The 25,544-nt window shown below is 42.3% G+C and carries 24 protein-coding genes; 9 read left to right on the top strand and 15 right to left on the bottom strand.

The annotated features are described in order from the left end of the window. The first annotated feature begins 35 nt into the window (after positions 1-35). The 3 genes from NXV01_RS11420 (at position 36) to NXV01_RS11410 (ending at position 2,226) form a co-directional block, all read left to right on the top strand. The gene (locus NXV01_RS11420; protein ID WP_148364442.1) at positions 36-782 is read left to right on the top strand and encodes a hypothetical protein; all 747 of its coding nucleotides are present in this window, start codon (positions 36-38) and stop codon (positions 780-782) included. A gap of 531 nt (positions 783-1,313) precedes the next feature. Continuing rightward, positions 1,314-1,514, top strand: a complete 201-nt coding sequence (locus NXV01_RS11415; RefSeq protein ID WP_259022482.1) for a hypothetical protein — start codon at positions 1,314-1,316, stop codon at positions 1,512-1,514. Positions 1,515-1,572: 58 nt separating this feature from the next. Continuing rightward, complete coding sequence (locus tag NXV01_RS11410; protein WP_148364440.1) at positions 1,573-2,226, top strand: Ig-like domain-containing protein; 654 nt, start codon at positions 1,573-1,575, stop codon at positions 2,224-2,226. 85 nt (positions 2,227-2,311) lie between these two features. Here the strand turns inward: NXV01_RS11410 and NXV01_RS11405 are convergent, their stop codons facing one another. From NXV01_RS11405 to NXV01_RS11390, 4 genes are all read right to left on the bottom strand, one after another. Then, positions 2,312-3,019 (bottom strand): hypothetical protein, encoded by a 708-nt coding sequence (locus tag NXV01_RS11405; RefSeq protein WP_148364439.1) that lies wholly within the window; start codon positions 3,017-3,019, stop codon positions 2,312-2,314. Positions 3,020-3,087: 68 nt separating this feature from the next. After that, positions 3,088-3,555, bottom strand: a complete 468-nt coding sequence (locus tag NXV01_RS11400; RefSeq protein ID WP_148364438.1) for a hypothetical protein — start codon at positions 3,553-3,555, stop codon at positions 3,088-3,090. Between the two features lie 178 nt (positions 3,556-3,733). Continuing rightward, positions 3,734-4,186, bottom strand: coding sequence for a hypothetical protein (locus NXV01_RS11395; protein WP_148364437.1), 453 nt, complete (start codon positions 4,184-4,186; stop codon positions 3,734-3,736). Positions 4,187-4,203: 17 nt separating this feature from the next. Continuing rightward, entirely contained in the window at positions 4,204-4,389 is a 186-nt protein-coding gene (locus tag NXV01_RS11390) for a hypothetical protein (RefSeq protein WP_148364436.1), read from the bottom strand. 691 nt (positions 4,390-5,080) lie between these two features. Between NXV01_RS11390 and NXV01_RS11385 the strand changes: the two genes are divergently transcribed. Both NXV01_RS11385 and NXV01_RS11380 read left to right on the top strand, forming a co-directional pair. After that, the gene (locus NXV01_RS11385) at positions 5,081-5,494 is read left to right on the top strand and encodes an HU family DNA-binding protein (protein ID WP_259022481.1); all 414 of its coding nucleotides are present in this window, start codon (positions 5,081-5,083) and stop codon (positions 5,492-5,494) included. 6 nt (positions 5,495-5,500) lie between these two features. Further along, the gene (locus NXV01_RS11380) at positions 5,501-7,300 is read left to right on the top strand and encodes a hypothetical protein (RefSeq protein WP_259022480.1); all 1,800 of its coding nucleotides are present in this window, start codon (positions 5,501-5,503) and stop codon (positions 7,298-7,300) included. 144 nt (positions 7,301-7,444) lie between these two features. On the opposite strand, the gene ccsA is transcribed toward NXV01_RS11380, so the two are convergent. From ccsA to NXV01_RS11325, 11 genes are all read right to left on the bottom strand, one after another. After that, complete coding sequence (gene ccsA / locus NXV01_RS11375; RefSeq protein WP_259022479.1) at positions 7,445-9,922, bottom strand: cytochrome c biogenesis protein CcsA; 2,478 nt, start codon at positions 9,920-9,922, stop codon at positions 7,445-7,447. Positions 9,923-9,966: 44 nt separating this feature from the next. Continuing rightward, a complete protein-coding gene (locus tag NXV01_RS11370) occupies positions 9,967-11,097 on the bottom strand; it encodes a PTS cellobiose transporter subunit IIC (protein ID WP_259022478.1) in 1,131 nt (376 codons plus the stop codon). A 39-nt stretch (positions 11,098-11,136) separates the two neighbouring features. Then, positions 11,137-12,021, bottom strand: a complete 885-nt coding sequence (locus NXV01_RS11365) for an aryl-sulfate sulfotransferase (protein ID WP_259022477.1) — start codon at positions 12,019-12,021, stop codon at positions 11,137-11,139. Positions 12,022-12,172: 151 nt separating this feature from the next. Next, on the bottom strand, positions 12,173-13,975 hold the full coding sequence (locus tag NXV01_RS11360) for a c-type cytochrome (protein WP_259022476.1): 1,803 nt from the start codon (positions 13,973-13,975) through the stop codon (positions 12,173-12,175). Beyond that, positions 13,972-16,485 (bottom strand): hypothetical protein, encoded by a 2,514-nt coding sequence (locus tag NXV01_RS11355; RefSeq protein ID WP_259022475.1) that lies wholly within the window; start codon positions 16,483-16,485, stop codon positions 13,972-13,974. The genes NXV01_RS11360 and NXV01_RS11355 overlap by 4 nt, the downstream gene beginning before the upstream one ends. 47 nt (positions 16,486-16,532) lie before the next feature. Continuing rightward, positions 16,533-17,249, bottom strand: coding sequence for a deoxyribose-phosphate aldolase (gene deoC, locus NXV01_RS11350; RefSeq protein ID WP_148364428.1), 717 nt, complete (start codon positions 17,247-17,249; stop codon positions 16,533-16,535). A 42-nt stretch (positions 17,250-17,291) separates the two neighbouring features. Continuing rightward, positions 17,292-18,326 carry a zinc-binding dehydrogenase gene (locus NXV01_RS11345; RefSeq protein ID WP_259022474.1) on the bottom strand — a complete coding sequence of 345 codons (1,035 nt, stop codon included), beginning with the start codon at positions 18,324-18,326 and terminating at the stop codon, positions 17,292-17,294. A gap of 23 nt (positions 18,327-18,349) precedes the next feature. After that, positions 18,350-19,867, bottom strand: a complete 1,518-nt coding sequence (xylB, locus tag NXV01_RS11340; protein WP_259022473.1) for a xylulokinase — start codon at positions 19,865-19,867, stop codon at positions 18,350-18,352. Between the two features lie 31 nt (positions 19,868-19,898). Continuing rightward, entirely contained in the window at positions 19,899-20,378 is a 480-nt protein-coding gene (locus NXV01_RS11335; RefSeq protein WP_148364425.1) for a Lin0368 family putative glycerol transporter subunit, read from the bottom strand. Positions 20,379-20,391: 13 nt separating this feature from the next. Then, complete coding sequence (locus NXV01_RS11330; RefSeq protein WP_004325051.1) at positions 20,392-20,763, bottom strand: Lin0368 family putative glycerol transporter subunit; 372 nt, start codon at positions 20,761-20,763, stop codon at positions 20,392-20,394. A gap of 52 nt (positions 20,764-20,815) precedes the next feature. Continuing rightward, positions 20,816-21,904 (bottom strand): SMP-30/gluconolactonase/LRE family protein, encoded by a 1,089-nt coding sequence (locus NXV01_RS11325; RefSeq protein WP_259022472.1) that lies wholly within the window; start codon positions 21,902-21,904, stop codon positions 20,816-20,818. A 457-nt stretch (positions 21,905-22,361) separates the two neighbouring features. On the opposite strand from NXV01_RS11325, the gene NXV01_RS11320 reads away from it, so the two are divergent. The 4 genes from NXV01_RS11320 to NXV01_RS11305 all read left to right on the top strand — a co-directional run bounded on the left by NXV01_RS11320 (position 22,362) and on the right by NXV01_RS11305 (position 25,436). Continuing rightward, positions 22,362-22,655: a hypothetical protein gene (locus NXV01_RS11320; RefSeq protein WP_004301932.1), complete on the top strand. Its 294-nt coding sequence runs from the start codon at positions 22,362-22,364 to the stop codon at positions 22,653-22,655. A gap of 11 nt (positions 22,656-22,666) precedes the next feature. After that, the gene (locus NXV01_RS11315; RefSeq protein ID WP_074557855.1) at positions 22,667-22,957 is read left to right on the top strand and encodes a cell division protein ZapA; all 291 of its coding nucleotides are present in this window, start codon (positions 22,667-22,669) and stop codon (positions 22,955-22,957) included. A 123-nt stretch (positions 22,958-23,080) separates the two neighbouring features. Beyond that, positions 23,081-24,616 (top strand): ribonuclease Y, encoded by a 1,536-nt coding sequence (rny, locus tag NXV01_RS11310; protein ID WP_074557854.1) that lies wholly within the window; start codon positions 23,081-23,083, stop codon positions 24,614-24,616. A 64-nt stretch (positions 24,617-24,680) separates the two neighbouring features. Next, positions 24,681-25,436: a copper homeostasis protein CutC gene (locus NXV01_RS11305; protein WP_258979728.1), complete on the top strand. Its 756-nt coding sequence runs from the start codon at positions 24,681-24,683 to the stop codon at positions 25,434-25,436. Positions 25,437-25,544 lie beyond the last annotated feature (108 nt).

Below are 25,544 nucleotides of genomic sequence, written 5' to 3'. Positions count from 1 at the left end.
GTCTCATCACCATAACTCTGAAAATAAATAATTCCATGAAAAAAGTATTTTTTCTTCTATTTATAGCTACTATAGTCTCTTTAGTTGGCAATGCCCAAAGCAGAACTAATAGTGATCCTACAGCGCTATCTTATAAATCTAAAGAAATAAAATCTGCCCTATATTGGCAACAAAACAGTAAAACGGGACGCTGGGAAAGTCGCAAAAACACAAAACGCATATATCTTGGCGAAGGAGTAGCTATCGAAAATTTCAACAGCATATTCATAGGAGAATATAATAATAAGCGTTATCTTTTTTTGGACTTTTATAGATATTCTTGGCGCTATCCTGCATTGAAAAAAGAATGGATGTATTCACGAACAATAATGGCAGCATTACTTTCTGATGATGATTATAGCCATTTATCATCGCTTGCTACCAATCAGACACTCTCAATTATACCACGCTTCTACCATAGTATGTATAAAGGACACGCAGAATACTCATTTCCATTCTTTTTGAGTTTAGGAGAAACGCTTCTCTCTGCCACAGAAACACTATATAAATCCAATAAAAGAGCATACGGAGAAGAATATGCTAACAAAGAATGGAAAAAAGACTATCCACCTATTAATTTTATAGTTTTGAAACGTATCACAGATTCTGACGGTCAGGACGTTGTACGATTCATTTTATATCCTAAGGCCTTACCAGAGCTAATAGACTACACATATTTCGAAGTTGATTATTCCGTTTATAAGAACCTACTCACAAAGGACAAGAAGGTAAGCTACAAGTAAAAACAAATAAGACAAACGAAATCGATAAAATAACTAAAAGTTATGGCATCAATCTATTTAGAAAGCACTGTTCATAATTTTGTGTAAATGAAAAACAGGATTCTGATATTTTGGGGACTATCCATTACATCATTAACTTTGAACATACTGCGCATATATGTCCAACGTATTGGACATATATATCCAGCACGTTGTGTATATATAGCCAATATCTTGGACATATATACACAACAAACACCTATCACTTATACAAAAGTGGAAGATTTAATATATTTTTTTTCAATAACGACTAAATTAGAAAATATATCACTACCTTTGTCTCAGGAAATAATTACATAATTATTAATACAATAAAACAAACAGATTTATACTCCAAAACTAAAAAAAATATTACTCAAACAAAACTAATTTCAAATATAAAACAATGAAAAAAGAACTCTTCCTATTGGCTCTATTGCCTATATTGATAACTAATTATTCAAAAGATGACGAATTAACTAAATAAAAAAATCACGTAAACATGTACACTAAATGGAAAAATTACGAAAAAGAAATATCAAAATAAGCTTTGTATATATCTTCGTGAATGAAAACAAGAGTATCGACAATAGCAAAAGTGCTGAATCTGTTACAGATGACGGAGTAATCACTTACACGGATGGCAATAAATCTTCAAAGCCTAAATATGGAAGAAGCTGTAAAATGGATTTGTTAGTAATGAATCTGATATAACTTCTTTATATAGAATCGTTTTAATAAAATTATTATTTACAAATAAAAACATAAAAACATGAGAAAAGTATTATTTTTATTACCTGTATTGGCATTTCTGTTCTTGTATGGATGTAGCAGCGATGATGATAACGCTAAACTATCATTGAACAAATCCACTGTCACACTGAATTATAAAACAACTGAACAGCTAAAAGCATCAGGGAAAGTTGAATGGACTTCAGAAAATGATTTTGTTGCCAGCGTAAATGAAAATGGAGTAATTGAAGGGAAGCATGTAGGAAAAACATTTATTGTAGCTTCTAACGGTACTGAAGAAGTAAAATGTGCAGTAGAAGTTGCTCCTAAATATAACACCTATAGCGAACCCATTTTAGATTTCGGAATAACAAAAGCAGAATTAAAAGGAAGAGAAAATAGAGAATTACTATCCGAAACAAGCACAACAATCAAATATCGTGGTAATAGCGGAAGCGCAGCAAGCGAAATAGCATATGCTTTCAAGGATGGCAAAATGAACGGAGCTGGAGCATTAGTGAAATCCTCATACAGTTCTGTTATTATGGATTTTTTGATAGAAAGATACCAGGCTGCATTTCAAAAGGAAGATGTTTTCTATTTTATTGATGGAAATAGCAGCAATTATAATAAATTTGTTTCATTATCAATCGGAGCGTCTGGCATTATCATAATGTATACACCGAAAAACTAAAAATGCATATAATCTACATCTCAAGTATTAATACTCAATGTGTAGACTATTAATACTTGAGATGTAGGCTATAATATCCAAGACATCATTCACTAATCATCTTCCTAATCAAATCCCTATTCTTAGGATCATCTGCATCAACCATTCTCCCATCACCACGTCCCAGTTTTTTTCGTTCTTCATCACTTAGATACACGGTGGTGATAGCATCTGCAAACAGCATATTTAGATTCACATAACTAATTCCCCAAAGCACATAATCCATTGTCCAGCCATAACGCTGGCAAGCAAAGTCAATTAATAGTCCATAGATACTTTTTCCTCCGAAAGTGATACTACTACCTTCCCCTTTAATCCGACTGATTTGAGTCTTCATTTCCCGGTCGGCATCTATCCCAAAATACTGAATAAACTCTTCAATCTTGTCATTTGAAAGAATAATAGTCAGAATCGTAGCCATGTCCTCCACCGATATATTATCCTCAAAAAACTTGGCACGATGAAGAATTTTCTCTATATCTAAAACACTTTTCTTACCATCGGACGTAGAATAAGCTATAATTTGACAAACTATATCTGATTTCTCCGTACAGACTCTCAACGTTTCAGCCAATGGATTAATTGACAAAAGCTTCATATTCACATCCATAGAAAAATACAGATTCTTCAATATTTGCATCTTTCCAAGCGTGGGCGGATAAAGGCATAATTTAGACTTGCCAACACTAAAACGAATAGGTTTCTCAATAATAGCATCGGATATACTTAATTCCATCTCTTTATTAAAACTCATAGCAATATATTTATATAAGAAGAGCGCTGTGGCCAGCACTAGCGCTCTTCGTTAACAAAAAAATAAAATTACTTTCCTTCTTCAGCAGAAGGTGTGTAAGGTTTCACCTGATCGCCTTCGTTAGGTTTCAACACGTCTACGGTATATTTCCATTTCTTACCCTCGGCAGTGTCATAAGATTCCTCGAGAGAAACTACAGAGCGCTCTATCAGAATACCTTCGCAAGTTGCATCTTCCGGAGTAAGGCGGAAAGCGTATTCGCCCTCAACTACTCCATCTGAATCTTCGATCGGTTTCTGACGGCCTTTCGCTGCACGGATTTCAAACTCGAATGCATAGGTGTTTCTTGCATACTTAACAGCTTCATTTTCGCCTCCTTCTACTTTAGCTTCTTTCTTTTCGCCTTTAGTAGGAGTAAGTTTGGTTGAACTTTCAACCGGATCGTACGCAAGTTTTGTCCATGTTGTAGGTGCAGCTCCGTTAGCTCCACATTTTCCAAACTCAATGGTGGGTTTTCCCCAAGATAATTGTGCCATAATTCAAATTGTTTAAATTTTTAATTAATAATTTATATATAAAAAAAGCTAGCTTTTGATTTTTTCTTTTTTTGCAGTTTCTGCAGAAACCTTGTTTTCTAATTCGATGGTAAAAGTACTGCCATTATTAACAACGGAGCTATTTTCAGTCCTCCTAGCCGTGACATCTCAACAAAAGTCACAAAATAAGAATGTAAGGCAACATTCCCCGATCTTCTAAGCGACTCCGTATACTAGCATAAAGAAGATCTACCTCTTCTCTAAACATTCTATAATTATCATAAGTGGGTACCAAATTTTTTAAATGATTGGACACAGCAGACTTAGACTTATAACCTAATAATTCCGTCAATATATCCCGGATGCCATTTGGTATTCTATGCCCGGTCAAGCTTATAGGGGAATAAAAGAACATGATGATAATAAGAAATTGCATTTTTCTATCAGTATTAAGTTTACCTCCATCTCCACTATCACCAGATAATTCGCAGAACCATTCGAATATCTGCGGAATATGTTCCAAGTCAGTAAGCATTGGAGTAGCCAGTTCTGCTTCTTTCCTCTCTAATTCAGATTTCTGTATATGTACAGATATCAATTCTCCTATTCTAAAAAAGTCATTAATCATCATATTAGTTTTTAGTGTTATTACTTCATTAACTTGTCATTTTGCAGGGCTTCTTTTTCTTTCTCTTCAATACGTTTGCCCCAACCCCACATCATAGCAGAATAAATCGCAGTCGTGTACAAATGCAATTCTCTTCCATTTGTTATAAAATCAACCCGAAATGCCGCGTTTCTCGCTATTGCCCATATTTTTTCATTGTTTGCCATAATTCAATCATTTCTATTTTTTAATATTAAATTTCGCTCATCACATTCTTCCATTAGATTAGCTTTTATTCCGCCAATCCACACATGTATAGATTATTCAATGAAAGTACTACGAATATTTATGATTAAGAGGAATCTATCTGATCAAGACTTGACATTAGAGAGAAAGTCACAAAATTGACAAAACAATTATAAGAATGACACTTATTATGAAGAGTATTGTTTAAAAATATAATGAAGATATAGACAATGGTACTATTCTTGATGACAGAAAATGTGAAAACGAGATAGATAGGAAGAGGACATAAATTAGCATATCCCTCTAAAAAGAGTATAATAATATAATCTGCATATTTCTTACGAATGAAGAACAATATTGTTTGTATTTCTTATATTATCTACTAATATATAAATTTCTATACTTCTTTAAATAGAATAAACATTATTATCCCTATCTTTGTACTGTCTTAATCGACAAGATGTTTTTACCAATTCATAAGGAAGATGTAATTAGTTCTACTCGATATATTAATAATTCCCCCTTATCTTTTAGCAAATTCATCCGCATGAATTAATCTGTTGCACTTGAGCAACCATTCAGCTATACTTGTGCAACCACCCAGTTACACAAGTCCATTTCTGAAGTTACTCAACTGCAATACATAATAGTCATCTAAAAGAAATTAGATTTATGAGCATACTTTATAAAACCACTCGTTTTGCGGATACTTTTACCGGCGACAAAGAAACGAATGTACGGGTACAACTATTATCATGGGACACTTTGGATACCAAAGCTTTTGTTGAATACTTAGCTGACAAAAACAATATCGCCAAAGGCGACGCATACAAAAATCTAAGTATGGTACTGGAGGGAATAGAGGCCATTCTGAAAGATGGAAATATTGTCAATCTGGATGATTTCGGCAGTTTTTCTCTGAACGGCAGTTTCTGTGAAGACAAAGAACCAGGTGAAAACCACCGTGCAGAATCCATAGAGGTGAAGAATGTTGTATTCAAAGCTGAAAAACGTTTGAAAAAAGCGATAACAGCAGCCGGATTCGAGAAATATAATCCGGGAAGACACAACAAACGAAAATACTAAAACAACATGGAATACGATAGAATCTACTCCATCCGAAAAGGTGAATACTTTGCGGATGCATTGAAACGTGCCGGCAAAGACTTCATCCCGACCAATTGTATCATTAATAAACTCCTTCCCGGATTGGGAGCTACACACTGCGAATTGACGGCACCCCGAAAGTCTATTATTATCGAGCCCAACGTGCCTGTTATTGAGTCTAAAGCAAAGGTACACAAAAACTCATTGGCTATCTATAAAGGAGTCAGCGTCCGGCAAATCACAGACTTTCTGGAGAAGAACCAAGACAAACATTACAAACTGTTGACTACTCCCGAAGGCTTCACCAAAATCAAAGAAGCCATGCTGGCTGTAAATATAGATATGTATACAGAGTGTTTCATCTTGTTTGATGAATGTGAAAAGCTAGTGCAGGACGTGCATTACCGTGATTCTATCCGCGAACCGATGAATGATTTTTTCCATTTTCAGCATAAGGCATTGATTTCGGCCACTCCCATCGTACCCGAAAAAGACAATCGCTTCGACAGTTTCATGCGGGTACTGATTCAGCCGGATTACGAATATCGTCAAAAGCTGAAACTAATCACTACCAACAATGTTCTGGAAACGTTGCAGGAGGTGATTGAAGCGAAGCGCGGCACGGTCTGCATCTTCTGCAACAGTATTGATTCGATAGATAGTTTCTACCGATTGATTCCCGAATTGAACAATGCCTGCACTTTCTGTAGTGAAGACGGACAATACAAACTATGGAAAGGCAACCGACGCAAAAAATCAATGATGATTACTGAACTGGAACGTTACAACTTCTTCACTTCACGTTTCTACTCCGCGGTGGATATCATATGTAAAAACCCGCCACATGTGATTCTCATCAGTGATTTGCATGGCGCAACCCAATCGGTTATCGATCCTACTACCGAAGCCATTCAAATCATCGGACGATTCCGAGGAGGAGTAAATACCGTGACACATATCGCTTCCATCCGCCCGGATCTGGAATGTATGTCAACCAATGAAATTGATAATTGGATACAAGGCGCTTCCCATATCTTCAACGGATGGAAAACTCAACTGGCACAAACCTCCAATATTGGTGAACGTACTCTGTTGCAGGAAGCTATCGGAGAAAATTCATATCTCCCCTATCTGGATGCGAATGGAAAACCTGATCCGTTTCTAATAGCAAATTTATATGAGAAAGAGCAAGTGAAGCGACTATACACGTCCACCGATCTGCTTTGCAGTGCCTATCAACAGACCGATTATTTTATATTCTCTCATGAAGAACGTCTCATGCCGGTTTCGGATAATGAACGTATGGCAATCCAGCATCGCCTGGCAAAAAAGAAACGGGCAGAGTTGATCGTCCGTAAGCTGGAAGAAATGGAGAAGATGAGCCGCACTACTGACAAGAAAGTACAAAAACGCTACCAACGTATGCTGGGAAATCTGCTTACTACGACCAATGACAGGTATATATACGATTGTTTCTGCCGATTTGGAGGAGATTTCATTCGTGAATCTGACTATAATGAGAATAAATTACGGACTGCATTGAATGTAAGCAGTGAGCATACGATTAAACAATCAGGGCAGATGCGTAGCTCTATCCAACGTACTTTTCCCATAGGTTCGGAGCTTTCCGTTCAGGAAGTGAAAAGTATGCTGAAACAAGTATATAAAAAGATGGGACTGAATACGGGACGGGGGATCACAACCAAAGAACTGGAACAATATGCAGAAATAGAAAAAGGATGGAAACACGACAATAGAACAATCAAAATACTGAAATTCAAATAATTGGCAATAAAATGCAGTTTTCCTTCCGGAAAAAGCAGAAACTCCGTATATGTTTCCTGTAAACTTCTCTTATTTTCGGCTATTTTCAGAGATAAGTCATTGATTATATGATCTGCCACATTTTTGTTTCTCCCCGTATAATACTTAAAAGAAAGACGAAAATGTGGCAGAGAGTTTCTTTAAACGTCTGCGGGCAAACAACGCCAGAACAAGTACGAGGCATACACCCAATCCCCATATCCACAACAAGAAATCTCCTCCTTCGGTTTTTCCATAAGAATGCAGACCGCTCAAATAGTAGTTCACCCCAAACCAAGTCATTATAACCGAAAGGACGGCAACAACGGAAAGCAGATTAAAACACCAGGTGGTCTTTCCTTTCAGGAGAGGAATAAAGCGGATATGAAGCACCAATGCATAGACAACGATTGAAATCAATGCCCAAGTTTCTTTAGGGTCCCATCCCCAATATCTACCCCAAGAGACATTGGCCCAGATAGCTCCAAGAAATGTTCCGGCGGTCATAAAGAACAGACCGAGAATCATTGCCATTTCATTCAGTAGCGTCAGTTCACGGATACGGAACAAGAGTTTCACCCGGTTGGTGGCGGAAAGCAAACTCATCAATACAAGATTAAACAACCCTGTCAGCGCACAAAGAGCAAAAAAGACGTAACCGATCATAATGATAGCGACGTGAGACATCAGCCAATAAGATTGAAGTACCGGGACTAAAGGAGTAATTTCCGGATTCAGGTGATTTAGTCCTGCTACAAAAAGCATGATTCCGCCCAATAGTCCCGCCAATGCGGGAAGAATACGGAATCGGCGGGCAAACAGGAGTCCGCTACCTACCAGCATCCAGGAAGTACATATCATCGACTCGTAAGCATTTGCCCAAGGGGCATGTCCGCAAATATACCAACGTAACAAGACACCTGCCGTATGTGTGAGAAAAGCGATTGCCAGAAGAGCAATCAGAATACTGCTAATTTTTCTTCCCCATTTAAAGTCCGCAATAATCTCTCCGCAGGCAATGAAAAGTAGGATACCACCCAAAATCAAGTAAGCCAGACGACACCAGAAAAATAAATCCAGTTGATTATAGAGAAGTTCGGCTTTCACTTTCCGGTTGTCAATAGCGGGAACTTTAGCCTTTGCTTGTTGGTAAACATTCATCATTTCAACTACTTTGTCTGCTTCCTTCCAGTTGTTGGAACGAACTCCATTTCCTAACTCATAGACATACCAGTCCATGATTTTAGTTACAAATAGAGAATCTTTCCCATGAAAAGCGCTCAAGTCATCACCCGGTGAATACCATTTTCCCTGCAAATCGTTTCCATCCGGAAAAAGCGGTAACAGTTGGTGTTGCATGATGCGATATACGATGTTTACCGATTCATCCAGTTTTAATAAATCCGAGTCCAAACGTTTTCGCTCCGCAGCCGGTTTTGCGTAAATTGTGTTCAGTTCATTCGTCAGGATATAGTTGCCGTCTGCATCAAACACATCTTGCCAGGCAATGTATTTGCCATCTCTGCCGAAGCGCTGAAGAAGTTCTTTATTATCCACTTTGATAAAAGGAAAAGCTCCCCATTCATCGGGAAAAGAAAGTAGATTCAAAAAGAATTGATCTGAATTAATGCCATTCAGTTTATCGGCTCCATACAATTTGCGTAAAATGGCAGATGTGTAACTGTTGACGGGTTCGAGACGTCCGTTAGGGTTAAGCACTACCAGATTGCCAAACTTTTCGGCATGTAAGGAAGAAACACAAGGTAATTGTGAAACGACGAGAGATTGTTGTAAAGAGACAGCCGGTTGTTGTGCACGCAATGCCTGCATATTGGAGATGCCGGATAAAGCCAGAAAGAGCAATAAGCAGAAAGGGGTATTCTTTTTCATTTCTCCCAATTCTCTGCGCAACCGCCCGAAACGGGATTTCTTACTGAACAATGTCAAGACAAAACCTACCAGTAAAAGGAAATATCCCGCATATGTAAGCTGCATACCGGGACGGTCATAGCTCACAGATAACACGGTACCTTGTTCGTCAGAATCGAATGAAGACTGAAACAGACGGTAACCATCCACATCAACCACTTTATTCATTCGTATGGTTGCCTGTAAAGGAGATTCATTTTCTCTCTTAATCACCAGGTCACTCTCATAAGACATCGGACTATGAGAACCCGGATAGCGCTGCAACCGGAAATCATTCAGAGTTACAGAGAAAGGCAAGGAAGCATTTTCCATCCCTGTTCCTTCCTCTTTCATCATGCTATTTGCCGTTTCCCCTTCACGGATATGCATGATACCCGTCACCCCTACATAGTGAGTGACAGCAGCCCCCAACCAGATAAAAAGAAAAGCTCCATGAAAAATCAGACTGCCTTTACTAATTCTCTTAAAATAGTTTCCCTGAAGAAACATAGCCAATAAATTGACTGCCTGCAACAACTGCAACAGTATAAACCAGGGAGCATAATAAAAAGATTCACGGGCAACGGCAGGACCATAAGAGTTTTCCACCAAAGTGGCTACCGCCAATATCAGGGCATAAAGTCCCGCTAATATATACATCAATACCGGTGAAGCGATCAGTCGAATCAATTTCATCTGTTTTTCTTTTATAATAAACAATGCTTTTATAAATGAGGCAGTTATAAATAAGCAATTCCTTCAATTTCTACCAGCAATTCCTCTCTGCATACATCCGCATAAAGATATACGATAGGAATATCCGGGCAGAGTTTATCCAAGTCTGCTTTCACAGCTGGCGCATCCTCTTCATTCTTGAGATATACACGAAGAAGTCCCAACTTACCGGAATGTTCCGGTAGTTTCTCCCTACCCTCTTCCAAGCCGATCAAATGCTGGATATTTTCAAGAGTGATTTCCGTTTGAGAGAGAACATCTCCGGTCGTTACACTTTCCTCGCCACGGATAGCAGCCGTGCCGGAAATATAAATCACCTCCTGCCGACGGTCGGACAGCGACTTTCCTCTTTCAAATTTAGGAGTTCCCTTCTTCCCATCCGCCCGATGGCTAATCAACACCTCATCCGAATAGACATGAGCAGCCCGTTGCCAGTCGTTATCTAAAGGAGCAATATTCACTTCTCCACTGACAGCATTGAAATCAATCAGAACGCCGCCATGCTGTGTGCCAATCCCCGTTGCTGCCGGATAACCCAATTCCCATTCCGAAGAAGCATAGAACAGAGTACGCACATCATTGAAATCCTGATAACACTGATTGCCATGTGCAATATCCGTGATATTTTCCAGATAATTCCACTGACGGACAATGTCGCCGAAATTCATCTGTTCCGCCTTTAAGATCTCTTCTGCCTTCCTGAAAGCCTGTTCCGATTGTTCGCGAACAGGCAGATTCAAATCATCCGCGTAAAGTCCCCCCACTATTATTTCCCGATAGTGAGGAGTCATGATCCGCAGGTAGCGGACAGAGAAAGAACTAATTTGTTCCTCTATGGTGACTGCCTCATCCGTAATCTCCACCAACGAATGTACCTCCAATACCAAGTCTGCTACCAAAGGCTTTTGAGCCACCAGCGAAACCACCGGACGGGGAGAAACGAAATGCCGCTCCACCCATTGTTCCAGAAAGGAACGCTGAAACTTGTATTCCTGATTATCCGTACAGCGTGTAAAGAGTACAAGACGGAGCACCCTCTCTTCGCGGACAGCGGATGAAAGTAATTCCTCCGCCATCTGTTCCCAACTGTTTCCTGTCGTTTTATACAAATTACATGTGATTCGATGATACTTCATACTGCAAATTTCAATGTTTTTTCTGATGAACTATACTTTTTAATGATAGGAAGTAACACCTGCCGGAACGTCCATGCTATAGACAGATGACATCGTCTTCAATCCCGGAGTATTCTCCAAAGAATAAAGCACTTTCTTTTGACGGTCTACCAACAACATGTGTACCTTTTCTTTTGGATTCACATGTCCCGTCCAGTTCGTTATCAGGATGCGTCCGTCGGAGAAATACTGGAAACCGCCCAGAAACTTCAACGGTTTTCCAGGGATATCCGCATTCGATAATTCCCAAACAGTCTTTCCGTCTGCCGTTACTTCGATAATTCTCGGATTCTGGTCTTTATCTGCTACGGCAATCAATGTATGCCCGTTGGGCAGACGAGTCAGAGAGTGTGGTCCGCCGGGAACATCCAGTTTCCACACCTCTTTGCCGTTCGTGTCATATTCCGTCACACATTGCGGTCCGTAATGTGCTACCAGAAAATGCCCGTTATCCAAGCGACGCGCATTACGCATAAATGCAAAACCTTTCTCTTTCACTCCCTCCGGCAGGATGCAGACTTCTTTCACAATCTTACCTTTAGGAGAGATTTCTAGCATACGTCCCGTGGTACATTCGCCCACAAACGTATTGCCATTCTTCAACCGCTGACAGGCAAAGACCGGACTTTTAGACTCGTAATGGAAGATTGTATCATTCTGACGGGTCATTTCGAGTACCCCATGCCCAATGGTGAAAAGGATATTGCCATTAGGCAATACCCATAAATCATTAGAATCGGGAGCTTTGTGCTGCCATACAATCTGATTGTTTTCCATCACAAAGACGATTCCCTGTGAATAATCTGTTCCTGCAAACGTCCGGGTCTGTGCCAACAGGGATGCAGAGAACAGAAATGTCAGAATCACAACATATATTCTTGTCATAAATATAAATTCAAAAATAGTTTTATATAAAAGATTTTTCAGGCACGGATTACACGGATTACGCGGATTTTATTTTCTGAATCCAATGATAGTACAGCTTTTAAACCGTGAAATCCGTGTAATCCGTGCCTAAAATCATCAATGAAGTTCACTACAAAGACAGTACGTATTCCTCCAACTCTTCCAGTTCTTTATCAGAAACAGGCTTATGAGGTCCGTGTACCTTTAACATATCTTTCATCGAATAGCTACGACCGTCATACAGATAAGGAGCCGTACGCCAACATTCGTTCAGAGCAGGAACGTCCATAGCCAGTCCTTTATCAGATCCGGTAGTCCAATCCACTTTATACTGCTTCAGATCCGTATAGTATTCTCCGGAGTGGCAACTCGCACAGTTTTCTTCAAATATCTTCTTCCCTCTTTTCGCTTTCGCAGAAAGTTTACCATTCTCAAGATAAGGGCTTGGCAGAGGCTTCAGAGATTTCAGATATTCGTCGATAGATTCGTAGATCTCATCATTTCCCTCCATAAACAGGATATATTTCACTCCCGAACGAACGGCTACTTCGGCATTTTTACGGATACCGGTCGCCATACAAGGCGGAGTCTGATGGGAAAGCAAGAGTGTTTTCGTATTCTTCGGATTACCCATGCCATCATTCAGCAAGTCCCAGTTAAGCCCGTCCATGCGTGCATCATTCGGATGACAGGTTGCACAACTTTGCCAGTTCTGGAAACAAATGGTTGCATCATGGAAGTACATATCTCCCTTACCAACTTTAGTGAAAGCCAATGGAGCACCCAGAATCTGCTTCTGCACATTCTTACCGTTCAAATCCATAGACACCAATTCCGACGTATAATAGTTGGCAGTATAAATTTTACCTCCCGTAGCTACGACCGAACGCGGCCCTTTTCCCTGTGTAGGAATGAAGTCACGGATGCCATACAAGAATCCCGCATCATTAGGTATATTGCCCCACGCTTTCATGGAAGGAGTAACCATTTCTCCTTGTTTCGCTTTGCCAAGACGCTCATGCAAAGCTATGCGATCGATACGCACCAATTCCTGACTACCGGCAGCAGCTACTATGATCTGCTTATCATCCGGGGTAACAATTACCGACCACGGATTGGCTGCTCCTTTCTGTGGAGTGTCCAAGATGACGGAAGTGAGCCACTTTCTAGCTTTCAAATCAATGATGGATAATGTATTTGTAGCCATCCATCCTCTATCCAGCTGATTGGTAGGCAACTGATAGCGGGAGATTAAATGAGTGACATACGCAAAAGTATGATTCTTATCCACCGCTACCGACTTCACATCCGTAGAACCGTTCGGCAACATAACACGTCCCGAAACCTTTTTCGAAAGCACATCTACCATATCGAGCTGTACTGCAATCGGATAAGCCGTAGAAGGCATTTCCGGCAGATTATTGGCTATCAGCAGACAGGAATCACCTGCAAAAGCAGCCATCGACACCGGTTCGCGGCCGACAGCTATTTTAGTTTTCACCTTACGGGTGGCCGGATCAATCTCCCAAAGTTCGTTGTTGAACCGCTGCGTCACCCAAAGAGATTTAGACAACGGATTATATAGAATGTCCGAAGGAGTAGCTCCGCTTTTTGTTTTGGATTGTACGGAGAGTTTCTTTCCATCCAGTTCGTACATGGTGCCGTAGTTTCCGTCACATACTACCCAGAGTTTACCATTCGCATCCTGCGTCATGGCATTGACAGGAGACGAGAAAGAGACTTTCTTTTCCATTTTCTGTCCGTCGGACGACATCTTGATGAGTTCACAGCCTGCCCTGTTTGTTACAAACAAGGATTTCCCATTGTCTGCCAGAAACAAACGGTCCGGTGAAACCGTCGTTTCCGCTTCTTGCCAAGCCGCACAAAGAAATATGGCAGCCATACCAACAGGTATCAATATCTTCTTTTTCATTTTTTCTCTTGTTTAGTTTGAAGGGATTGAATGTATTGACGAATATTCTCCTGATCTTCCGCACGGGCTGCTTCCCGCTTCTTATCGTAATAGTTATAGAAGTCGAGATCTTTTTGCGACCAGTTGTTCGCTTCACGGTAGTCTCCGATAAAGGGCACAAGCAAGTCAATCCAGAGAGCTACTTTTCGTATTTCCTGAGGAGTCAGTTTGGTTCCTCCATGTCCGCTTTCCAGACGTTTAATCAGATTGCTCTTGTTGGAACCTGCAAAATAAGGCGGCAGCAACGTAGGTTCGGACAAAGCGCTGATCCAGTTTACTTCCGGATGGTGTGCGTTGCCTCGCCATGCTCCTTCGTCTTTTTTCTTAGTGGCATGCGTCAGGCTCAAATAAGAATCGGTATATTTTCTTTTACTTTGTTTATCCATTACCTTCAATTCACCTTTCAGGCTCATCGGTTGCTTCACTCCATCGTGACAAGAGATACAATGTCTGTCCCAGATAGGTTGAATTTCTTTCAGGTAACTGAAATTGCGTTCGCCCATCTCATCTTCCGGAGCCAATACTTTGACACCTTTGTCCATTGCCATAGATACCGGATGCCCTGCTACGGGAACCGTGTTCTTATGTTCGTGGCATCCTACACAACTCTGCACTTCGTTCGGCTGCAAAGTAGACCAACTACGCATTGTTTGCACTACACGCCCGTTTTCGTCCAATGCCTGGAAATAAAGCGGCCGGCGTGCAGGAACTTTAAAGAATGCGGAACCGTCAGGATATACTTCCGTCACTCCCAACACTCTCTTCACATCCCAGGCGGCATTGCCCACTCCTACCGGAGAACTCATGATAGCTCCTCCACCTTTATCATTACCGTTCACTTCACCTACACCTGCTGCACGGAACTGGATTTCCACCACACGCAACTGTTTGATAGTTCCCGGTTTCACACCTTTCAATCCATTACCCTCGTAGATATTCTGCATATAATATACGCCTTCATTCTTTGTATAATCTACCGAAGATGAACGGCGGAACGGACGTTTACGGGGAGCGACCAACACAGGCTGGTTGCAGGATATGCGTGCGTCGGATACGAGTAATTCACGTTCTCCGTCCGCATTCATCCAATAAACACCAAATTCCATCGGATGTCCGACGTAATAACCCAACGGAGTATACGATATTAAAAATTCCGTCTCGCTCAATGGAAAAGGATGCTGGAACTGATCGGTAAACTTTCCATAACCGTCAATACGTTCCGGTTCCGGTTTGTGAACCGGAGCTACGAACATAACACCTTCATTCTCATCACGTCCGGCTTCAGGATCTATGATACCCAGTTTGCCATGTTGAGGAGTATGGTGACCCATAAAAACTCCCATCAACTTACGAGTACCGGGAATCTGACGAATCTGTGCTACCGTTGTCGGAAACCAGCTATTCATTCCGTAATATTCAGCCTGTCCTGTTCCATCGGGATTCATTTGGAACAAAGGCTGCGCCCATATCTGGCCGCGGTCATTGTAATCCCAGCGAGTATAGACCACCCGACCATCATCCAACAAAGTCGGTGTTACCGTATGCACCTGGTCGAAACCGACCTGACGCATATAACGCCCCTCCCTGTCGCAGAGATACATATTGCTGACTTCTGTAAACCAGCAGTCTACCGTACTTCCGCAACGGGTAGAGTTGAACAGGATATTGTCATCCGGCAAGTAAATGCCTTCAATGTCGGCATGTCCTTTTCCGAAAGTCAGCTGCTTGATTTCCCGTGTCTTTAAATCCATTTCATACAGATGGAAGTCATCTTCCTTGCGGGATTTCTTCCAGGAGAAAAGCAGATGCTGACCATCAAAATGAAGATTCGGATCACGCACTACTCCTTCTTCATCTGTCAGCATGGTTTCTACTTCCGCCCAAATTCCATTCATCTTCAATTTCGCCAACGCACCGCCCGCAATGTAGTTGCATTCAGCACGGGCATCCGACACTCCTTCGGTATAAGCAAAGAAAGAGGGACGCAACGTTCTGTACTTTGTAAAAACAATCTCCGGTTTATCTGCAGTGAAGGCTTCCAAACGCTTGATACGTCTTTGTTCACACGCTTTCAGATAAGACAGGAAAGCTGATTCGATGCTTTCCGGAGCATTAGTCACGGCAGCTTTGATGTTCAGCTTCTGTAAACGCACGGAAAGTTCCTGATTAAAACTCTTGTTAAACCAGTCTACATCACCCGTTGTTCCATCCTGTAGCCACCAATCGTAATAGACCGGATAGGCACGCGTCAATCTCCGGTGCACGGCTTTTATCTTGTTGTCTGTTTCTTCCTGATTACCTTTCTGTTTTATCGCCTGAATTTCCGCGTATTTCTTCTGAATCTCGACGATAAAACCTTTCGCATCGGTAGGCTGAAGGGAAGTGTCTTTCGTCTGCCATGCTACGATGGAGAGGAACACACAACATGCCATCCCACACTTCAACAGCTTCATTAATTTCGATCTTATCATTTTATCTTCTTATTTACCTTAAATTTACCTTCCTGAAAAGAGAACGATTACAAACCTTTCTTCAGTTCCTTATAGGATTCTATAATCTGAATACCGCTTGATGTACCGATACGGGTAGCGCCCGCCTGAATCAATGCCAACGCAGAATCCAGATCGCGAATACCACCTGCTGCTTTCACTCCGATAGTAGGTCCTACCACACGACGCATCAATGCTACATCCTGCACCGTTGCTCCTGCCGTACCGAATCCGGTAGAGGTTTTCACAAAATCCACTCCGGCTTCTTTAGCTATACGACATACGGTTTCTTTCTCTTCATCCGTCAGATAACAAGTTTCAAGAATGACTTTACAGATCACACCGGCAGGTTTGCAGATAGAAACCATGTCTTCAATCTCTTTCTTTACAATTTCAATCTGTCCTTTCTGTAAAGCACGAACATTGATGACTGTATCTATTTCAGTAGCACCTTTGGCAATGGCATCACGGGTTTCAAATGCTTTGCACTCTACAGTGTTCTGTCCCAACGGAAAACCGATAGCGGCTCCTACACGCACTCCTGATCCTTCAAGCAACTTCACACAAATTTCTACTTCCGCAGGATTGATGGCTACCATTGCAAACTGATACTGACGGGCTTCCGCACAAAGTTTCTCAATAGGTGATGCATCACCGAAAGGTTTCAGGAATGTATGGTCGATCATACCTGCCAACTGCTCTACTGATAATTCTGCAATCACTTCGTTTATATTCTTCTTTTCCATTATTTTGAGTCGTTTAATAAGTTATTATAAATATACAGTTTCTTAAAAAGTCAATACGCATTTCAATACTTCACCCCGCTTCACGGCAGCAAAGGCTTCTTCTATTTCTTCTATCGCAAAGCGATGCGTGATAAAGTCGGATGCAGAAAGTCTGCCCTCTTCAATCCATTGTGCCAATGTGGCCATTGCCGCCTTTTCTTCGGAACGGGTAGGCCATTGATGCATGTGCAGGTCGAAGTTATAAGGAGCTTTCGACAAGTCGAAGGTTGGATTCTTAGTCATAACGCCATAGACACACACATCTCCACCCATCTTCACCAATGGTAATACGGAATTTACGACTACATCCAGTCCTACCGCATCAATGACAGCATCATAAGAGCGATTAGCCGCGGCAATAAATTCCGGAGTACTGATTTCGGCGGGTGTATATCCGTTGTCTGCTCCCATCCGGCGGGCTACTTCCAGTTTAGCGGGAAGCATATCGACAATGTCAATCTGTCCCAGACCGAACAATTTACCCAACTTCACAAAGCTCAATCCTACAGGACCGGAGCCTACTACAATCACCTTTTTCCCCGGAGTCAGATTGAAATCCTTGAAAGCTCCCAACACTTCGCGCCAGGTACAAGAGATGACCGCTTCTTCCGGTTGCACATGAGAAGGAACTGTGTTCTGAATCTCAAAACTGTCCCAGCATCCCTGTTCGGGGGTAGCCAGTCCCTCTTCTTTCAGTACCTCAAAGTCGTTCACTACCACATATTCGCTGAAACCACCCCAGCCGCTATTGACACCTTGCGCGCCAAAATCGGAAATAAGACCGCCAATAGCACGGTCGCCTACCTTAAAGTTACGTACTTTTTCACCGACAGCCACTACAATTCCGGCATTTTCATGCCCCAAAGCCAATGGATAAGTATCCACTCCGGGGAATTTTCCGGCTATCAGTTTACTGTCAGTCGCATTACACAAAGCGACCATTTCCGTTTTCACCAATGCCTGATAAGCATTGATAACAGGAGTTTCCACCTGTCGTATTTCTATTTTGCCAGGAGCCGGCACTATTACTGTTTTCATTCGATTATTAGGTTTTATACAGATTATAATTCAGTTTTTGCAATTTCAGTATACATATCGCACAAGGCGTGATAAGCTTTATCAAAAACAGGCATCCAAGTCTCATACTTCTTCACGTTTTCCTGAATCGGCTGCACGGTCTGTTCAATACGGACAAAGCGGTCTATCACAGAGAAGTCTTTAAAGACTCCCGCACCGATACCTGCCAGAATAGCTGCTCCCATCGAAGTAGCCTCTTCCAGATAATTAGGTACACGGATTTCCGCCTGATAAATGTCTGCCATCATCTGACGCCATACAGGGTTTTGCGCACATCCTCCAATCACCGTCACCTGGTCGATGGGAACGTGTTTGCGGAAGATATTGACGATAAATCCCAGATTGAGAGTAATTCCCTCCATCACGGCACGTAGCATATCACCATGTGTATGTCCCAGCGTCAGACCGATAAATGCTCCTTTGGCATCTACATTCCAGCGGGGGGTACGTTCACCAAGCATATAAGGTAGGAATAGGAGTTTATTGGCTCCTATCGGAGAGGAAAGGATCTGTTCGTCAATCAGTTCGAACACGCTACGTCCGAGTTGAGCAGCCAATGCCTGCTCGTGCTGGCAGAGTTGGTTAATCATCCAGTTGTAGGAAGAGCCTGCCGCCTGCATCGTTCCCGACGGATGCAGCATGCCCGGCACTACGTGCGCCCAATTCATGGTGCGGCGTTGTTCGTCTACAATCGGCTTTTCTACTGTCAGAGCTACCCAAGAGGAAGACCCCAGATAGTTGTATGCGCTACCCGGAGCCACACAGCCGACGCCTACTCCGGCACAACTACCATCGCCTCCACCACAGATTACGGGTGTTCCGGCAAGCAGTCCTGTTTCACGGGCAGCTTCGTTGGTCACTTCACCGATCACGTCAATAGACGAACGGACTTCCGGGAATAAGGAAAGATCGAGTCCGGCAGCTTCTATGATTTCTTCACTCCATTGCCAACGGTTCAGGTCGTATGCATTGGTACCCGAAGCATCCGAGGGATCTGTGGCTAGAGTGCCGCAGAGGCGGAAGTTGATATAATCCTTGGCATTCAATATCTTGGCTGTCTGTGCAAAGATTTCCGGTTCGTGCTTCTTTACCCACATCAGTTTCTCAATAGAATAGGAAGCGCTGATCCGGTGTCCCGTGATTTCATAGAAATGAAGCGGGTCTATCTTTTCGGAAAGAATAGTCTCTTCTTCCTGCGAACGCTGGTCGCAATAAAGCATGTGAGGACGAAGCGGGTGACCGTTTTTATCCACACAAAGACAACCCATCATTTGTCCGCTAAGTGCCACACCGGCAATATCATTGGGAGATACCAGTTGGAGAAGTGCCTGCGTGGTATCTACAATCGCTTTCCACCAATGGAGCGGATTCTGTTCCGCCCGGTTGCCGGAAGCGTAATCTGTAGGGTATGCGGCTGTACGTGAAGCAATCAACAATCCCGATTCGTCGAATAAGGTTGCTTTATTACCGCTGGTACCCAAGTCATGTGCTAATATATACATATATGTTCTTTCTTCTTTTCAGTTAATTAATTCAGAGTGCCGCATTCGTGTATCCGGTAAGTCCGACGAAAATACCACCGACGATACCGCCCAGGATAATCACCAGCCAACGGGGAAATGCTTCTTTCATTAGTCCCCCACGCGTGCCTTTCGGTGCGCAAAGTACATCGGCCAGAATGAAGCCCATCGCAATCGCCCATCCCATATCTACCCAGGGAGCACTGCCGCGATTTCCCTGATGAATCAAACTGAATTGCATCGGCAGACCTTCAGCATCATTTAAGAGTCCGGTGGAAAAACCAAATCCGGGCAGTTTGTGATTGACTATCCAAAAAGTACCGATAATAAGGGCGGCCGCCATAAATCCACCTATCGGACCAAAGTCCTTTACTAATTTAGGCCAACTCATCAACACGGTAAAGGTGACGGCAAAAGCTCCGAAAATAGATGTGATGATTCCGGCATGATACATGCCGAAGAATTCATTATAAGTCTGTAACCATTCGCTCATTGTTCTTTCCTCCTTAGTTTATCTTCCGGGCACAATCGCACGAACGGATTTTCCATACTAATATTCCTGCCAAGGCACCTCCTATCAGACAACAGATTAAGGTAGGCACTGCATAAAAGAAATTGGTGATGTCGCCTTGAAAGCGGACAATTCCCCAGGCAATCCCGGCAGAACCGATACACCAGCCCTGATCCAGCCATATTTTTCCCGGAGGATTCAGAATAGCTCCATGATAATGGTTCATATACCACATAATGCCGATAATCAGTGTGGCTGCCAACCAGCCTCCCATCAGACCGTATGTCTTCCAAAGTTCCGGCCAAATGCCAAATGCAAATCCGCCACAGATAGCAGAGCCGGCAAAGGTCGATAGATATTGTTTCATATAATTGATAATGTGTTTTTTAGGTTTATAATAGTAGTTCGGGGTTGTTTATTTATTCCAAAGACAACTTAGCCAGTGTGAAAGGCTTGTCGTGTTTCGTGTTTACCTTATCCGGTCCGGTCACCAAGTCGAAGCAGGATACAATCACCTGTCCGTTCCATACGATAGGTTCGCCCGGCTGATCCAAACCTCCGTCGCTTCCGTCACAGTCAGGACTTTGAGCAATACGCTGAATTTTTCCGTCTTTATCAATACATGCAACTGCATTTGCCGAGAAATCCGCTACCCAGATTTTACCTTTATCGTCTATACACATTCCGTCCGTGGTACGTAACTGGGTGGTATCTTGCGCCCATACATCATTACTAAGTACATTCCCTTCCACATCCATCTTTATGCGATGAACAGCTCCATCACCGAAGTTCCCTACAAAGAGGTCGCCCGCTTCGTTGAAAACAATTCCATCCAGTCCATATTGCACTTCCGGGTTCTTTGTGATAACGGTGGTAATAAGGTTTTTATCTTCTAATGTATTAGTCACTGCCACATCACGGTCATTCATATCAAAGCAATATACCCCGCTGACCAACAATCCCGAAGGATCTTTTATCTGTGATAATGAACTCTGGGTGACGTACAATTTCCCGTTACGGATACGCAGTCCGTTAGGATGCTCCATACCGGATGCCACAGTGATTGTTTCCTTTAATTGGTCGTTTTCAAACTTCAGACGAAGAACACGTCCTTTATTCTGTGCTTTCTCTGTTCCGCTCCAACCCTGATTGTCGCAAATAAACAGATCACCCTCTTCATTAAAGGCAATCCCCATCGGAGAAGCCCAGCCGGTTTCTTCCAACACCGGAACATCCATCCATTTCGCAATCTCGCCATTTTTAGTGATGCGCATCAGACAAGCAGGCTGCGTGATATCTGCAAAATTCGGACAGGCCAGAATCAAATCTCCATTAGGAGCGATAGCCATTCCATCCGGAGTCGGACAACAATCCGGTAATTTTGCAAACAATTCACTCTTCTGCGGAAGAGCATTCTCACCACTTTTTTGTTTCGGAGAAGTACATTGAATACAAGTTGCTCCCATCAAAGAAGCTGCCACAAGAGATAGTAAATAATACTTTTTCATGGTTAGATAATACAAATGTTTATGTTTATAATTTGAGCCCGTCAGTTCGGTACGCAAACATACTGGTATTTATCAGCAAAGAAGGAAAATGACAAATCAATAAAGGACAAAAATTGTTCAAAATGCTGGGAAAAGAGCCGGTTTGAGCTGTAAATAGAGAGATTACCAATCAATCTCTATTTTTTCAGGCACGGATTACACGGTCTTTAGTGTTGTCATTGCCGCGAAGCAACCGCGTTAATCCGTGTAATCCGTGCCTAAATTATTATATAGACTAATTATGAACACATACTTATATATACCTTATATTATAAAAGCAGTCGGCACTTACTTCCTATGCAATACTCTACTTTCCCCTCCGTTCATGGCTAATTTAGGCTAAAAAGAACATTTTCTCATAAAAAGTTTTTGTAATATCAGAGTTAATCGTATTTTTGTGTACAATTTTGGTGTAGTGATGACAGAAGAAGAAAAAAAGTTATTGAATTCCTTTGAAACGCAACTCCGGCATTTGATTTATTTACACGATGAACTAAAGCGTGAAAATGCCGAGTTGAAGAAGCTTCTCGATAATGAAAAGCTGAAAAACGAGAAGGTACAAGCTCAATACGATGAATTGGAAGTCAGCTATACAAACCTAAAAACAGCTACGGCAATCAGCCTTAACGGCAGCGACGTAAAAGAGACGAAGCTGCGATTGTCAAAATTAGTGCGTGAAGTCGATAAATGCATCGCTTTGTTGAATGAATAAGAAGAAGATGTATGAACGATAAAATAAAGATAAACCTGCAGATAGCAGATTCAAACTATCCGCTAACCATCAACCGTGAGGAAGAAGAAATGGTACGGGAAGCCGCCAAGCAGGTAAATATCAGGCTTAATAAGTATCGGGAGGTTTATAAGAACCTGGAACCGGAGAAAATTATTGCCATGGTAGCCTATCAGTTCTCGTTAGAGAGACTGCAATTGATGCAACGTAATGATACCAGCCCCTATGTGGAGAAGGTAAAAGAACTGACAGAATTGCTGGAGGATTATTTTAAGGAGGAATGAATCCTGACCGGCTATTCACTGATAAGAGATAAAACAACCACGCACTGCACAATATCCAAGCAAAAGTATATGCTTTGATATTTGGCGGTGCGTTTTTATTTATATACTTAAATTAAATGTAGAATGATAGCAATAATAGCAACAGCAATTGCCTGCTTCATCGTAGGAGGAATCCTTTCATATATACTATTCCGGTATGTACTGAAATCCAAATACGATAATGTCCTGAAAGAAGCGGAGACGGAAGCGGAAGTAATTAAGAAAAACAAGCTGCTTGAAGTAAAGGAGAAATTCCTGAATAAAAAAGCAGATCTTGAAAAGGAGGTAGCATTGCGGAATCAGAAGATTCAGCAAGCGGAAAACAAACTGAAACAACGCGAAATGGTTCTTAGCCAGCGTCAGGAAGAAATCCAACGTAAAAAGATGGAAGCCGAAGCTGTAAAAGAGAATCTGGAAGCGCAACTTGTCATTGTCGATAAGAAAAAAGATGAACTCGACAGACTGCAACAACAGGAAATCGAGAAACTGGAAGCAATCTCCGGATTGTCTGCCGAGGAAGCTAAAGAACGTTTGGTAGAATCACTGAAAGAAGAAGCTAAAACGCAGGCACAATCATTCATCAACGACATTATGGATGATGCCAAGTTAACTGCCAGCAAAGAAGCGAAACGGATCGTTATCCAGTCTATCCAACGGGTAGCTACGGAAACTGCCATCGAAAACTCTGTTACGGTATTCCATATTGAATCAGATGAAATCAAAGGACGTATTATCGGACGTGAAGGACGTAATATCCGTGCTTTGGAAGCTGCTACCGGCGTTGAAATCGTTGTTGACGACACTCCGGAAGCAATCGTTCTTTCTGCTTTCGACCCGGTTCGCCGTGAAATTGCCCGCTTGGCACTGCATCAGCTTGTGACCGACGGACGTATCCATCCGGCCCGTATCGAGGAAGTGGTAGCTAAAGTTCGCAAACAGGTGGAAGAAGAAATTATCGAAACCGGTAAACGCACAACCATCGACTTGGGTATCCATGGTCTGCATCCTGAATTGATCCGTATCATCGGTAAGATGAAATATCGTTCTTCTTATGGTCAGAACTTGTTGCAGCATGCACGTGAAACAGCCAATCTTTGTGCAGTGATGGCATCTGAACTGGGATTGAACCCGAAGAAAGCGAAACGTGCAGGTTTGCTGCATGATATCGGTAAAGTGCCTGATGAAGAACCGGAATTGCCGCACGCATTGCTGGGTATGAAACTTGCCGAGAAATACAAAGAAAAACCGGATATCTGCAACGCTATCGGTGCTCACCACGACGAGACGGAAATGACCAGCTTACTGGCTCCTATCGTACAGGTATGTGACGCCATCTCCGGTGCACGTCCGGGTGCACGTCGCGAAATCGTAGAGGCTTACATCAAGCGTCTGAACGATCTCGAACAATTGGCAATGGCTTATCCGGGTGTAACAAAGACTTATGCTATCCAGGCAGGACGCGAACTCCGCGTGATCGTTGGTGCGGATAAGATTGACGACAAGCAGACAGAAAGCCTGTCAGGCGAAATCGCTAAGAAGATCCAGGATGAAATGACTTATCCGGGACAAGTGAAAATTACCGTCATTCGTGAAACACGTGCGGTTAGTTTCGCTAAATAAAGCAACTATTCAAAAGAAGATTCATATAAGGGCGAAGAAATTCGCCCTTTTTTAGTACACGACTATGGAAGAGTATCAAATTGAGATTTGTACCAATTCAGTGGAAAGCTGTCTGGCTGCACAGGAAGGTGGTGCCAACCGCGTGGAATTATGTGCCGGAATACCGGAAGGCGGGACAACCCCTTCCTATGGTGAAATAGCCATTGCAAGAGAAGTATTGGCTCATACCCGCCTGCATGTTATTATCCGGCCACGTGGAGGAGATTTTCTTTATTCGGAGATGGAAATCAGAACAATGCTGAAAGACATCGAAATCGCACGAAAATTGGGAGCGGACGGAGTTGTATTCGGTTGCCTGACAGCAGACGGCGAAGTAGACTTAACATCAATGCAGATTCTAATGGAAGCCTCTAAAGGGCTGTCAGTCACCTTCCACCGGGCATTCGACGTATGTCGTAATCCTCAAAAAGCATTGGAGGAGATCATCGAGCTGGGATGCAACCGTATTCTGACTTCCGGTCAGCAACCTACGGCTGAACAAGGTATCGGTCTTTTAAAAGAATTGCAAGGACTGGCTGCGGGAAGAATTACGTTACTTGCCGGCTGTGGAGTAAATGAAAATAATATTGCGCGGATTGCGGCAGGAACCGGAATCAATGAGTTTCATTTCTCGGCACGTGAAAGTATTCAAAGTGAAATGAAATTCAGAAATGAAGTTGTATCAATGGGAGGAACAGTACATATCAACGAGTACGAACGAAATGTGACTTCCGTGCGAAGAGTCAAAGAGACAGTGGAGGCTTTATATAAAGGAATGTAAATTATCGCCTCTCTACTATATACTAAGAAATGGTGAACATACAGCTTTAAACCTTTTGTTCACCATTTCTGTTTTGCATTACCACCAGCGGTATCAAGAAAAACTGCT

Source organism: Bacteroides sp. BFG-606 (assembly GCF_024788145.1).
Lineage (GTDB): Bacteria > Bacteroidota > Bacteroidia > Bacteroidales > Bacteroidaceae > Bacteroides > Bacteroides vicugnae.
This window is presented reverse-complemented; position numbering and strand designations above follow the sequence as displayed.